Source organism: Streptomyces sp. NPDC006207, from assembly GCF_040613835.1.
Taxonomy (GTDB): Bacteria; Actinomycetota; Actinomycetes; order Streptomycetales; family Streptomycetaceae; genus Actinacidiphila.
On the sequence record NZ_JBEXSX010000002.1, the window covers coordinates 119,611 to 132,322 of the forward strand.

Below are 12,712 nucleotides of genomic sequence, written 5' to 3' on the forward strand. Positions count from 1 at the left end.
CGCGCCTCAGCCCGTGAACTCCGGCGCCCGGTGGGGCGCCCACCAACTGGTCAGCGCCCAGATCCCGAGGGCGGCCACGGCCACCGCCACCAGGGCCGCGAGCCCGGGGCGGCGCGACCCGCGCAGCGTGAGCAGCCAGAAGGCGAGCGGCACCAGCGCGCCTCCCGCGGCGATGAGCGGAAGGTCGACGTAGAGGACGCTCAAGTCCCGGCGCTGCCCTTCGAAACCGCCCTCGACGTTGACTCTGGCGAGCGGTGCCCAGGCCAGCAGCACGGACGCCGCACCCAGGCCCGCCACAAGAAGGGCGGTGAGGCCCTTGGTCGCTTCCCTCACGCACAGGACGGACGCCCCGGCGCCGCACGCAGTTCCCGTGCCGTCACCAGGGGCGGCCGCGGGACCCGGCAGCGCCGGGGCCGGCCGGCTACGCCGCGAGCGGGAGCGCCCCGGCGCCCGGGGTCTCCCGCCGCCGGATCACCAGCGCCATGAGCGCCGCCACCGCGCACAGCGCCCCGGAGGAGTACCAGACCACGTCGTAGGAGCCGAAGGCGTCGCGCGCCGCGCCGCCGAGGAAGGCCACCAGGGCGGCGCCCAGCTGGTGGGAGGCGAGTACCCAGCCGAAGACGATGGCGCTGTCGGCGCCGTAGAACTCGCGGCACAGGGCGATGGTGGGCGGCACGGTGGCGACCCAGTCCAGGCCGTAGAAGACGATGAACAGCACCATGGGCGGGTGGACGGCGTCGTTCAGGAGCACGGGCAGGAACATCAGCGACAGTCCGCGCAGCCCGTAGTAGGTGGCCAGCAGCCGCCGCGGGCTGAAGCGGTCGGTGAACCAGCCGGAGGCCACCGTGCCCGCGATGTCGAAGATGCCGATCACGGCGAGCAGTGACGCGGCGGCCGTCACCGGCATCCCGTGGTCGTGGGCCGCGGGCACGAAGTGCGTCTTGACCAGGCCGTTCGTCGAGGCGCCGCAGATCGCGAAGGTCCCCGCCAGCAGCCAGAACGGGCCGCCGCGGGCTGCGTCGAACAGCGCCTTGACCGCCCGCTTGGCCGCCCCCGTCACCGGCGGCGGCTTCGGCACGAACTCCGCGGCGCCGTACGGGGCCAGGCCCACGTCGGCGGGGTGGTCCCGCAGCAGCAGGTAGACCAGGGGCGCGACGATGACCGCGGCGCCCGCCACGGTGAGGGCCGCCGAGCGCCAGCCCGCGTGCTCGATGATGACGGAGAGCAGGGGGAGGAAGATCAGCTGTCCCGCCGCGCCGGCCGCCGTCAGGATGCCCGTGACCAGGCCGCGCCGGTCCTCGAACCAGCGGTTGGTGACGGTGGTCGCGAAGGCCAGGGCCATGGAGCCGCTGCCCAGCCCGACGAGCACGCCCCACAGGAGCACGAGCTGCCAGCTCGCGGTCATGAAGACGGTCAGGCTCGCACCGGTCGCGATGGTGACGAGCGCCGCCGCGACGACCCGTCGGATGCCGAAGCGGTCCATGAGCGCGGCGGCGAACGGCGCCGTCACCCCGTAGAGCGCGAGGTTGACCGAGACGGCCAGGCCGATCATGCCCCGCGACCACCCGAACTCGCCGTGCAGCGGCTCGATCAGCAGTCCGGGCAGGGAGGCGAAGCCGGCGGCGCCGATGAGCGTGACGAAGGCGGCGGCCGCCACCGACCACGCGCGATGGATCCGGGGCGTGCGGAACGGCCGGGGAACGTCGGGGCCCCTGTCGGCCAGGGGCTGCACAGGGAGCTCGGGAGTCTGCGTCACCAGGTCAGCATCCGGCATCGCTTTTCGCGGAACGAGTGGCCGGATGGCCATGTTGTGCAAGGATCGGGCCATGGCTGAATCCATGGAGACGCCTTCGCCGACCGCCGCTCCGCGCACACCGGTGCGCCACCGGGTCGTCGTCCTGGTGCAGCACGGTGTGATCCCCTTCGAAGTGGGCATCCCGCACCGCATCTTCGGCGGCGCGAGGGACTCCGACGGGGTCGATCTGTACGAGGTGGTGACGTGCTCCCCGCACGGTCCCGGACCGGTACGCGCCGACGCCGACTTCGAGATCCACGTCGCCCACGGCCCCGAGGTCCTGGAGACGGCCGACACCGTCATCGTCCCCGCCGCCCACGAGCGCTCCGTCGCGCACACCGAGGGCCGGCTGCCCGAGGAGATGGCGGCGGCTTTCGCCCGCATCCGCCCCGGCGCCCGGCTCGTCTCCATCTGCACCGGCTCGTACTTCCTCGCCGCGGCCGGCCACCTGGACGGCCTGCGCGCCACCACCCACTGGTCGAGCACGGACCACTTCCAAAGGCTCTTCCCCCAGGTGCGGGTCGAGCCGGACGTCCTGTATGTCGACAACGGCGCCATCCTCACCTCCGCGGGCGTCGCCTCGGGCATCGACCTGTGCCTGCACCTCGTACGCCGTGACCATGGCACCGCCGTGGCCAACGCCAGCGCGCGCCGTACGGTCGTGCCGCCGCACCGGGAGGGCGGACAGGCCCAGTACATCCAACGGCCCGTCCCCGAGCCCCAGCAGGCCACCACGGCCGCGGCGCGCTCCTGGGCGCTGGACCGGCTCGACCGGCCGCTGACGCTGCGCGAGCTGGCCGAGCGCGAGGCGATGAGCGTGCGCACCTTCACCCGCCGCTTCCGGGAGGAGGTGGGCACCAGCCCCGGGCAGTGGCTGACGCAGCAGCGCGTCGAGCGCGCCCGGCACCTGCTGGAGTCCAGCGACCTGTCGGTCGACCAGGTCGCCTCGCAGGCCGGGTTCGGCACGGCGGCCTCCATGCGGCAGCACCTGCAGGCCGTCCTCGGCGTCTCGCCCAGCGCCTACCGGCGCACCTTCCGGGCGACGGCGGCGTTCTGACCCGCCTCAGAAGGTCAGCACGCCCCGCGCCACGCGGCCGCCCCGGGCGTCCTCCGCCGCCTTGGCGAAGTCCTCCACCGGGTAGGTGCGGGTGACGAGTTCGTCCAGCAGGAGCCGGCCCTGCCGGTACAGGTCGGCGTAGAGCGCGATGTCGCGCTGCGGCCGTGCCGAGCCGTAGCGGCAGCCCAGGATGGACTTGTCGAGGTACATGGAGGACACCAGGAAGGACGCCTCGGCATCGGCCGGCGGCACGCCCAGCAGGACGGCCTGGCCGTGGCGGTCCAGGAGGTCGACGGCCTGGCGGATGAGCCCGACGTGGCCGACGCACTCGAAGACGTGGTCGGCGCCGGTCGGCAGCAGCGCACGCGCCGCCTCCGCCGAGTCCACGAACTCGGTGGCGCCGAACAGCCTCGCGGGTTCCTCCTTCGCCGGGTTGGTGTCGACGGCGACGATCCGGGAGGCGCCCGCGATGCGCGCGCCCTGCAGCACGTTCAGGCCGATGCCGCCGGTGCCGATGACCACGACCGTGTCGCCGCGGTCGACCCGGGCGCGGTTGAGGGCGGCGCCGACCCCGGTCAGCACCCCGCAGCCGATGAGCGCGGCCGAGGTGAGGGGGATGCCCTGGGGAAGGGGGACGGCCTGGACGGCCTTGACGACGGTCAGTTCGGCGAAGGCCGAGTTGGAGGCGAAGTTGAACAGCGGTTCGCCCTGACGGCTGAAGGGCCTGCCGGGACGGCCGATGGCCTTGCGGCACATCGTCGGGCGCCCCCGGTCGCAGTCCGGGCAGGTGCCGCAGTTGGCGAGGGTGGACAGGGCCACGCGGTCGCCCGGCGAGACGTGCGAGACGCCGGCGCCGGTCGCCTCGACGACGCCCGCCCCCTCGTGGCCGAGCACGACCGGTACGGGGAAGGGGATGACCCCGTCGACGACGGACAGGTCGCTGTGGCACAGCCCGGCGGCGTGGATGCGGACCAGCACCTCGCCGGGGCCCGGGTCCCGGACCTCCAGGTCGTCGACGACCGCGGGCTGCGTCCCGTCGAAGATCACGCCTCTCATCACCACACCACCGCCTGGAGCTCGCTGTACGCGTGCAGTCCGAAGGAGCCGCCGTCGCGGCCGATCCCGCTGTGCTTGAAGCCGCCGAAGGGCGTCTCGGGGTGACGCTGCACGGTGTTGATGCCGACGTTGCCGCTGCGCAGGCGGGCGGCCAGGGCCCAGGCGCGCGCGGTGTCGCTGCCGAAGACGTAGTCGTACAGGCCGTACGGGGTGCCGTTGGCGATCTCGACGGCCTCGTCCTCGGTGCCGTAGGGGAGAGCGGCGACGACCGGGCCGAAGATCTCCTCGCGGGCGACCGTCATTTCGGGCGTGACGTCCGCGAGGAGGGTGGGGGCCACGTAGTAGCCGGGTTTGAGGTCGGGGCGCGCGCCGCCGGTGACGACGCTGGCGCCCTGTTCGCGGGCGCCGGCGACGTAGGCCTCGACGCGGTCGCGCTGGGCGGCGGTGATCAGCGGGCCGACGACGGTGGAGTTATCCACAGGGTCCCCGACGGTCAGCGAACGGGCGTACTGTTCAAGGGCGGTGATCACCTGCTCGTACCGCCCGCGGGGGACGAGCACACGGGTCGGCGCCGTGCAGATCTGACCTGAATGGAATGCCCATGTTGAACCGACAGCAGATACCGCTGATCTGAGGACGCCCGGTGCGGCGTCCTCGAGAATGATCGCCGCGCCCTTGCCGCCCAGTTCCATCAGGGTCCGCTTCATCGACGCGCCCGCGACGCGGGCGATCGCCTGCCCGACCGCCGTCGAGCCGGTGAAGCTGATCATGTCGACGCCGGGGTGTGCGACCAGAGCCTCACCGGCCGCGGCGCCCGAGCCGGTGATGACGTTGAACACCCCGTCGGGCAGGCCCGCCTCCCGCATGATCCCCCCGAGCAGCAGGCAGGTCAGCGGGTCCTGGGGCGCGGGCTTGGCGACGACGGTGTTGCCCATGGCCAGGGCGGGGGCGACCTTGCCGGCCAGGTTGACCAGGGGGAAGTTGTAGGAGGTGATGCAGGCGACGACGCCCACCGGACGCCGTGCCGCCGCCGCGTTGACCAGCCCGCCGGGAGCGAGCGGCGAGGCCTTCACGGGCTGCGGCGCGAAGGGGATCGTGTCCGGTTCCAGCGCGCCCCGTGCGTAGCGCCGGAAGCGGTCCACCGCCGTAGGAATCTGCATGCTCGACGCGACACGGATCGTCGCTCCCGTCTCCTGCTGGAGCAGCGGTACGAGATCCGCCGACCGCGAGGCGAGGACGTCCGCGATCCGCTCCAGGATCGCGGCGCGCTCCGCCGGGCTCGTACGGGACCAGCCCTCGTACGCTTCCCGGGCTGCGCGCACCGCGCCGTCCACGTCCGCCGGGCCCGCTTCGGGGGCGTGCCCGACGGTCTCCTCCGTGGCCGGATTGACAACTGGATAGTGCGCTCCGGCCGGTTCGTGCCACCGGCCGCCGATCCAATGGCCGTACGTCCCGTCGCTGTTCATCCGCGAGGCTCCTTCGGGAGGCCGAGCACCCGCTCGGCGATGATCGTGCGCTGGATCTCGTCCGAGCCGCCGTAGATGGTGTCGGCGCGGCTGAAGAGGAACATGCGCTGGGTCTGGTCGAGTTCGTAGGGCCGCTCCGGCTCCCACGGCGCTGGGCCGGTCGCGGCGGGGGCGCCGCGGACGGCGACGGCCAGTTCGCCGAGCCGCTGGTGCCAGCCGCCCCACAGCAGCTTGGCGACGCTCGGGGCGGCCGGGTCGGCGGTGCCCAGCGTGCGCAGGGCGTTCCAGCGCATGGTGCGCAACTCGGCCCACTGGCGCACCAGCCGGTCCCGCAGCACGGGGTCGGTCACCGCCCCGGTGGCGACGGCGCGGTCGACGACCTGCCGCAGTTCGCGTTCGAAGCCGATCTGCTGCACGAGGGTGGAGACCCCGCGCTCGAAGCCCAGGAGGGACATGGCGACCTGCCAGCCGTTCCCCTCGCCGCCGACGACGTGGGCGGCGTCGGCGCGGGCCCCGTCGAAGAAGACCTCGTTGAACTCGGCCGTCCCGGTGAGCTGGCGGATGGGGCGGACCTCGACCCTGCCGGGCTGGTCCATGGGGACCAGCAGGAAGCTCAGTCCGTGGTGCCGGCGCGAGCCGGGTTCGGTGCGGGCCAGGACGAAGCACCAGTCGGCGTCCTGGGCGAGGGAGGTCCAGATCTTCTGGCCGGTCACGCGGTAGCAGGGACCGTCACCGTCGTGGTCCGAGGCGGCCGCGGTACGGACGCCGGCGAGGTCGGAGCCCGCCCCGGGCTCGCTGTACCCCTGGCACCACAGTTCATCGCCGCGGGCGACCGGCGGCAGGAAGCGGTCGCGCTGGTCGGGCGTGCCGTGCGCCTCCAGGGTGGGGGCCAGCAGGTTCTCGCCGATGTGCCCGGACCGGGCGGCCGCCTCGGCGCGGGCGTACTCCTCGCCCCAGGCGACCTGCTGGGGCAGGGTGGCACGCCGGTTGCCGTAGTCGCCGCGCCAGCCGAGGCCGATCCAGCCGGCGGCGCCGAGTTCCCGCTCCCACTCCCGGCCGGGTGCGCCGTCCGGGTGCGCCGCCAGCCACTCCCGGGCCTCCGCGCGGAAGGCCTCCGTCTCCGGGCCGAAGGTGAAGTCCATGGTCCGCCCTCTCCTCGGTGCGGGGCCGTCACTGCCCTCGGGAGGCGGCCGCGGCGGCGCGCATGGCCTCGAGCTGGGCGAGCATCGGCATGGGGTCGGTGCCGACGGATCCGGGCAGGGCGGCGGCGATGCGCTGCGGTGTCCATCCCCCGCCGTCCACGTAGGCGGCGCGCAGTTCGCGGGGCTGCGCCCAGACCGCGATCTTGGGTCCGGCGACCGTGTAGACCTGTCCGGTGATGTCGCGGGCCTGATCGCTGAGCAGGAAGACGACCATGGCGGCGACGTCCTCGGGCTCACCGATCTCGGCGAGCTCCATGGGCACGTTGGCCGACATGCGGGTGCGTGCCACGGGGGCGACGCAGTTGGCGGTCACGCCGTAGCGGTGCAGTCCGAGTGCGGCGCTGCGCACCAGCGAGATGATCCCGCCCTTCGCCGCGGAGTAGTTGGCCTGGGAGACGCTGCCCTGGTGGTTGCCGCTGGTGAAGCCGACGAGGGTGCCCGAGCCCTGCCGCCGCATCACGGCCGAGGCGGCGCGGAAGACGGTGAAGGTGCCCTTGAGATGGGTGGCGAGGACCGGGTCCCACTCCTCCTCGGCCATGTTGAAGAGCATGCGTTCGCGCAGGATCCCGGCGACGCAGACGACTCCGTCGACGCGGCCGTAGGTCTCCACGGCCGTGGAGACGATCCGTTCGCCGCCCGCCATCGACGAGACGTCGTCGGTCACCGCGGTGGCCTCACCGCCGGCCGCCTCGATCTCCTTGACGACGGCGGCCGCGACCTCACCGGTCGGTCCGCTGCCGTCGACTGCGACACCGTAGTCGTTGACGACGACCTTGGCGCCCTCGGCCGCGCACGCGAGGGCGACGGCCCGCCCGATGCCGCGCCCGGCCCCGGTGACCGCGACGACCTTTCCGTTCAGGAAGTTGCCCACGTCCGGTCCCGCCCCTTCTCAGAGTTTCTGACGGACCGTTAGATTTTAGGAGCACGGACGCACCCCAGCACAAGCCCTGAGACCAGGAGGCAGCGATGGCGTTCCCCGCCGAGTTCCACGACATCGCCAAGCGCGTCAACAACTGGGGCCGCTGGGGTGCGGACGACGAGACCGGCACCCTCAACCTGGTCACCGACGAGGTCGTCCGCGCGGCGGCCGGTACCGTGCGCGGCGGACGCCGCGTGCCGCTCGCGCTGCCCCTGCAGCAGGACGGGGTGCAGACGGGAATGATCCCGGGCCGGGTCAACCCCCTGCGCACCATGGTGATGCTCAACCACGAGATGTTCGGCCCGGGCACGGTCGCCACCAGCGACGACATCGTCACCATGGGACTGCAGGCGGCGACCCACTGGGACGCCCTGACCCACGTCTCGCACTCGGGACGGATCTACAACGGCCGCCCGGCCGGCTCCATCACCGCCCACGGTGGCGCCGCCTTCAGCGGTATAGAGAAGATCACGACGCTGCTCTCCCGCGGCGTCCTGCTCGACGTGGCCCGCGCCCGCGGCACCGACCGGCTGCCCGGCGACCACGCGGTCACCCCCGACGACCTCGACGCGGCCGAGGAACTGGCCCGGACCACCGTCCGCGCCGGGGACGTCGTGCTGGTCCGCACCGGTCAGATGCGGCTGTACCTGGCGGGCGACAAGCACGCCTACGCCTTCCCCTCACCGGGGTTGTCGGTGCGCACCCCCGAGTGGTTCCACGCCCGCGACGTCGCGGCGGTCGCCAACGACACGTTGACCTTCGAGATCTTCCCGCCGGAGATCGAGGACCTGTGGCTCGCCGTGCACGCCCTGGACCTGGTGGAGATGGGCATGCCCCAGGGCCAGAACTGGAATCTCGAGGCGCTGTCGGAAGCCTGTGCCGAGGAGGGGCGGTACGCGTTCCTGCTGGACGCCACCCCGCAGCCCTTCGTGGGCGGGGTCGGCAGTCCGGTCGCGCCGGTGGCGGTGCTCTGAGGGCGGTCCGTACGGTCAGAAGGCGGGGCGGCGGATGAGCCCGCCCATGGACTGCGCGGGGACGATCGCGGGGCGCTCGCTGCGGTCGATCTCGCACCAGATCTGCTTGCCGGCACCTTCACGCTGCCAGCCCCAGCGGTCCGCGAGGCCGTCTACGAGTTCCAGTCCCCGGCCGCCGGTCTCGTCGTTGTCGGCGTGCCGTGGCCGTGGCGGCGCGTCGCTGGTGTCGGCCACCTCGACGCGCACGGTCTCCTGTTCGCCGCTCTGTGCGGCGCCGGAGGAACGGAAGAGCATCCGCAGCACGGCGGGACAGCCGGTGTGCACGACGGCATTGGTGACCAGTTCGGAGATGAGCAGGATCAGCGTCTCGGCGACCGGCTCGTCGGCGCCTATGCCGGAGCCCGCGAGACGCGAGCGGGCCCACCGACGGGCCCGGCCCACCTCCGCGGGGTCGGGGCCGACCTCAAGCTGAACCTGGAGCACCTGCACCGCTCACACCATCCGAACCGGCGGACACGTCGCCTCGCGCCTCGGCAGGGTCACCGTACGTGACCTCTTCGCAACCCAGCATGATTGACCCGCAGTGACCGCAACAAGCGCTTCGGGCATATTCCAGCGCAAGGGGGCACGAGTGCTGCATACTGTGCGGGGCTCATTACGGGGCGAATTCGAACAGCCCGGTACAGGCAGCCCGCCGGGTACCGAGACCCCGCCACTGCCACATCCGTCGCGTTTCGCCACCACACGCACCCGATGGAGCGTACCCGAGGCAGGCTCCGACTCCACGGCGTGACGAGTCACACCTCGGACACAACCCGATATCGACGCTCGGGGACTCCTTATCCGTGACGAATCAGTCATAACTACCTAAACCCAGCAAATAGTCTCGTCGAGGAGTCTCTCCGCGAGCTGCTCCTCACACTCCGCCACCGAACGGCCCCGGCTCCGCAGGATCCACGACCTCTTGACGTGGAGATGCACCTCCGCTTCCCAGGTGAAACCCATACCGCCGAACACCTGCAGGCAGTCGCGGGCGTTGCGGACGGCCGCCTCTTCCGCCAGCAGCCGTGCGGCCGCCGTCTCGCCCGGATCCCCGGAGACCGCCGCCGCACGCACCGCCGTGCGTGCCATCTCGACCCGGACCAGCATCTCGGCGCACAGGTGCTTGACCGCCTGGAAGGAGCCGATGGGTCTCCCGAACTGCTCCCGGGTCCCGGCGTACCGCACGGCGAGCTCCAGGGTGCGCGCCGCGCTGCCGGTCTGCTGCGCGGAGGTCAGCAGGTCGCCGGCTCCCCCGCCGCAGGCCGGTTCGCCGCCCACGACCCGGTGCAGCGGGGTGAACGGGTCCACCGAACGCACCGGCTCGGCCTTGTCGAAGGAGCCCAGCACGTGGTCGGACGCCTCCAGCCACTCGGCCAGCTCGCCGTCGACCGCGGTGACCACCGTGGTGCCCTCCGCCGCCCCCGGCACCCGTCCGGCCGCCAGGTGCGTCGCCACCAGCGGCCCCGGCAGCAGCACCCGTCCGGCCTCCTCGAAGACGAGCACGGCCTCCGGGAGTCCGAGGCCGATCCCGCCCCGCTCCTCCGGAAGCCGCAGTGCGAAGAACCCCGCCTCCCCCAGCGCCCGCCACATCTGGCGGTCGAGGGGAACCGGGGTCCCCGCGGCCGCCCCGGCGGCGTCCTCCCGCAGGCGCTCCGCCGGGTAGAGCCGCGCCAGCAGTCCACGGGTCCCGTCGGCGAGCGCCCGTTGGTCCTCGGTGAGGCGGAATTCCACGGCCGCTCACACCCCCTTCGGCAGGCCGAGGATCCGCTCGGCGACGATGTTCCGCTGGATCTGCGACGTGCCCGCCGCGATGGTGTACGAGAGCGAGGAGAGCCGGTCCGCCGTCCACGGGCGGTCCGCGTCCAGCGCACCGGACGGGCCGAGGACCTCGGCGGCGGTGTCGTAGAGCTCCTGGCGCGCGTGCGAGTAGCGCAGCTTGAGGACCGAGCCCCCGACGCCCGGGGCGCCGTCGCTGACGTTCCACTGGACCAGCCGCCACAGGACGCCGAACTCCGCCGCCAGACGGCCCAGCCGGCGCCGCAGCACGGGGTCGTCCCAGGCTCCCGTCTCCCGGGCGGTGCGGGCCAGTTCGCACAGGGTCCGCCGGCAGGCGACGACCTCACCCGCGAAAGCGGTGCCGCGTTCGAAGGAGAGCGTCACCATCGTGACCCGCCAGCCGTCGTTCTCCGCGCCGACCCGGTTGGCGACCGGCACGCGCACCTCGTCCAGGAAGACCTCGGCGAACTCCGTCGTACCGGCGAGGGTCCGCAGCGGCCGCACCGTCACGCCCGGCACGTCCATCGGCATCGCCAGCCAGCTGATGCCGCGGTGCCGCGGTGCGTCGGGATCGGTGCGCACCAGCAGTTCGCACCAGTCGGCGACCTCGGCGTGCGAGGTCCAGATCTTCGAACCGGTGACCACGTAGGCGTCGCCGTCGCGCACCGCCCGCGTCCGCAGGGACGCCAGGTCCGAGCCCGCCCCCGGCTCGCTGAACCCCTGGCACCACACCTCGTCCCCACGCAGCACCGGGGGCAGCCAGCGTTCACGCTGGCCGGCCGTCCCCTCGGCCGCGATGGTGGGCCCGGCGTGCAGCAGACCGACGAAGTTCGCGCCGACGTAGGGCGCCCCGGCCAGCTCGGTCTCCTCCAGGAAGATCAGCCGCCGGGTCGGGTCGGCGTTCCAGTGGACGTCTGCGTATCCCGCCTCGTACAGGCGCCGCTGCCAGCCGGTGTCGTACGCCCGCCGGGCGGGCCAGTCGGCGGGGTCCGGCGCGGGCGGCAGCATGGGCAGCGTCCGGGCGAGCCAGGCCCGCAGCTCGCCCCGGTACGCCTGCTCCGCCTCGGTGTACGTCAGGTCCACCGGTCCGGCTCCAGCCCCAGCATGCGGATGGCGTTGCCGCGCATGAGCTTGTACACCGTCTCGTCGTCGAGGCCCTTCACATGGTCGAGGGCGACCTCCTTGGTGTGCGGGAAGGTCGAGTCGACGTGCGGGTAGTCGGTCTCGAAGGTCGCGTTGTCGCGGCCGACGACGTCGATCGAGGCGACTCCGTGCTTGTCGCGGAAGAAGCAGCAGAAGATCTGCCGGTAGTAGTAGGTGGAGGGCGGCTCGGGGATCACGTCGCGCACGCCGCCCCACGCCCGGTGCTCCTCCCAGACGTCGTCGGCCCGCTCCAGGGCGTAGGGGATCCAGCCCATCTGCCCCTCGCTGTAGGCGAGCTTGAGCCGCGGGTGGCGCACCAGCACCCCGCTGAAGAGGAAGTCCATCATCGAGGCCATCGCGTTGTTGAAGGAGAGCGAGGCCTGCACGGCGGGCGGCGCGTCCGGGGAGGCGGCCGGCATCTGCGAGGACGAGCCGATGTGCATGTTCACCACCGTCCCGGTCTCCTCGCAGACGGCGAAGAAGGGGTCCCAGTACCCCGAGTGGATGCTGGGCAGCCCGAGGTGGGTCGGGATCTCGCTGAAAGTGACGGCCCGCACCCCGCGATCCGCGTTGCGGCGGATCTCGGCGACGGCCAGGCCGACGTCCCACAGCGGGATCAGGCAGAGCGGGATCAGCCGGCCGCCGCTGTCCCCGCACCACTCCTCGACCATCCAGTCGTTGTAGGCGCGGACGCAGGCGAGGGCGACCTCCTTGTCCTTGGCCTCGGCGAAGGTCTGGCCGCAGAAGCGCGGGAAGGTGGGGAAGCAGAGCGAGCCCTCGACGTGGTTGAGGTCCATGTCGACGAGCCGGGCCTTGGGGTCCCAGCAGCCACGCCGCATCTCCTCGCGGGTGATGCCCTCCAGGGTCATCTCGTCCCGGTCGAAGCCGACGGCGGCGATGTTCCTCTTGTAGGGGAACTTCAGGTCCTCGTAGATCCACCAGTCGGTCGGCGGGCCGTCCGGGTCCATCGTGATCTGGTACTTCCCGCCGACGTAGGCGAGCTCCCCGATCCCGGCGGTCAGCGGCTGGGGTCCGCGGTCCCGGTACTTCGCCGGCAGCCAGGTCTCGAAGAGGTGTGCGGGTTCGATCACGTGGTCGTCGACGCTGATGATCCGGGGCAGTTCCATCGCTCCCCGCCCTTCCTTGAATCTGATGGACCGTCAGATTCACAGTACGCCCGCCGCCCCGGAGCGTCCATCGGCGACGCGCGGACCCTGGACCGCGCCCGGCCGGGCGCCTACGCTCCGGGCGACTGAATCTGACGTGACGTCAGATCGCTGAC

Annotated in this window: 12 protein-coding genes; 2 read left to right on the forward strand and 10 right to left on the reverse strand. The window is 72.6% G+C overall.

All coding sequences use genetic code 11. The annotated features are described in order from the left end of the window. Positions 1-6: 6 nt before the first annotated feature. Positions 7-333: a hypothetical protein gene (locus ABZ312_RS01995; RefSeq protein ID WP_500330278.1), complete on the reverse strand. Its 327-nt coding sequence runs from the start codon at positions 331-333 to the stop codon at positions 7-9. A gap of 88 nt (positions 334-421) precedes the next feature. After that, complete coding sequence (locus ABZ312_RS02000) at positions 422-1,756, reverse strand: MFS transporter (RefSeq protein ID WP_500330280.1); 1,335 nt, start codon at positions 1,754-1,756, stop codon at positions 422-424. A gap of 70 nt (positions 1,757-1,826) precedes the next feature. Between ABZ312_RS02000 and ABZ312_RS02005 the strand changes: the two genes are divergently transcribed. Next, a complete protein-coding gene (locus tag ABZ312_RS02005; RefSeq protein ID WP_500330281.1) occupies positions 1,827-2,852 on the forward strand; it encodes a GlxA family transcriptional regulator in 1,026 nt (341 codons plus the stop codon). Positions 2,853-2,858: 6 nt separating this feature from the next. Here ABZ312_RS02005 and ABZ312_RS02010 read toward each other — a convergent pair whose 3' ends face one another. From ABZ312_RS02010 to ABZ312_RS02025, 4 genes are read right to left on the reverse strand one after another with little or no spacing between them, the layout of a single operon-like run. Next, complete coding sequence (locus ABZ312_RS02010; RefSeq protein ID WP_500330283.1) at positions 2,859-3,908, reverse strand: Zn-dependent alcohol dehydrogenase; 1,050 nt, start codon at positions 3,906-3,908, stop codon at positions 2,859-2,861. Further along, on the reverse strand, positions 3,908-5,374 hold the full coding sequence (locus ABZ312_RS02015; RefSeq protein ID WP_500358724.1) for an aldehyde dehydrogenase family protein: 1,467 nt from the start codon (positions 5,372-5,374) through the stop codon (positions 3,908-3,910). Before ABZ312_RS02015 ends, ABZ312_RS02010 begins: the two co-directional genes overlap by 1 nt. Beyond that, on the reverse strand, positions 5,371-6,516 hold the full coding sequence (locus tag ABZ312_RS02020) for an acyl-CoA dehydrogenase family protein (protein ID WP_500436193.1): 1,146 nt from the start codon (positions 6,514-6,516) through the stop codon (positions 5,371-5,373). Before ABZ312_RS02020 ends, ABZ312_RS02015 begins: the two co-directional genes overlap by 4 nt. Positions 6,517-6,544: 28 nt before the next feature. Beyond that, entirely contained in the window at positions 6,545-7,447 is a 903-nt protein-coding gene (locus ABZ312_RS02025; RefSeq protein WP_500330288.1) for an SDR family oxidoreductase, read from the reverse strand. A gap of 95 nt (positions 7,448-7,542) precedes the next feature. On the opposite strand from ABZ312_RS02025, the gene ABZ312_RS02030 reads away from it, so the two are divergent. After that, positions 7,543-8,469, forward strand: a complete 927-nt coding sequence (locus ABZ312_RS02030) for a cyclase family protein (protein WP_500330290.1) — start codon at positions 7,543-7,545, stop codon at positions 8,467-8,469. A 15-nt stretch (positions 8,470-8,484) separates the two neighbouring features. Here the strand turns inward: ABZ312_RS02030 and ABZ312_RS02035 are convergent, their stop codons facing one another. From ABZ312_RS02035 to ABZ312_RS02050, 4 genes are all read right to left on the reverse strand, one after another. After that, on the reverse strand, positions 8,485-8,958 hold the full coding sequence (locus ABZ312_RS02035; protein ID WP_500330292.1) for an ATP-binding protein: 474 nt from the start codon (positions 8,956-8,958) through the stop codon (positions 8,485-8,487). A 378-nt stretch (positions 8,959-9,336) separates the two neighbouring features. After that, positions 9,337-10,242 (reverse strand): acyl-CoA dehydrogenase family protein, encoded by a 906-nt coding sequence (locus ABZ312_RS02040; RefSeq protein ID WP_500436195.1) that lies wholly within the window; start codon positions 10,240-10,242, stop codon positions 9,337-9,339. Positions 10,243-10,248: 6 nt separating this feature from the next. Continuing rightward, positions 10,249-11,370: an acyl-CoA dehydrogenase family protein gene (locus ABZ312_RS02045; RefSeq protein ID WP_500436197.1), complete on the reverse strand. Its 1,122-nt coding sequence runs from the start codon at positions 11,368-11,370 to the stop codon at positions 10,249-10,251. After that, positions 11,361-12,557 carry an amidohydrolase family protein gene (locus ABZ312_RS02050; protein WP_500358720.1) on the reverse strand — a complete coding sequence of 399 codons (1,197 nt, stop codon included), beginning with the start codon at positions 12,555-12,557 and terminating at the stop codon, positions 11,361-11,363. The genes ABZ312_RS02045 and ABZ312_RS02050 overlap by 10 nt, the downstream gene beginning before the upstream one ends. Positions 12,558-12,712: the final 155 nt, after the last annotated feature.

Excerpts from the sequence above, each read along its gene's own strand:
- ABZ312_RS02020 (WP_500436193.1), bottom strand. The coding sequence starts at position 6,516 with ATGGACTTCACCTTCGGCCCGGAGACGGAGGCCTTCCGCGCGGAGGCC.
- ABZ312_RS02010 (WP_500330283.1), bottom strand. The coding sequence starts at position 3,908 with ATGAGAGGCGTGATCTTCGACGGGACGCAGCCCGCGGTCGTCGACGAC.
- ABZ312_RS02030 (WP_500330290.1), top strand. The coding sequence starts at position 7,543 with ATGGCGTTCCCCGCCGAGTTCCACGACATCGCCAAGCGCGTCAACAAC.
- ABZ312_RS02005 (WP_500330281.1), top strand. The coding sequence starts at position 1,827 with ATGGCTGAATCCATGGAGACGCCTTCGCCGACCGCCGCTCCGCGCACA.
- ABZ312_RS02015 (WP_500358724.1), bottom strand. The coding sequence starts at position 5,374 with ATGAACAGCGACGGGACGTACGGCCATTGGATCGGCGGCCGGTGGCAC.
- ABZ312_RS02050 (WP_500358720.1), bottom strand. The coding sequence starts at position 12,557 with ATGGAACTGCCCCGGATCATCAGCGTCGACGACCACGTGATCGAACCC.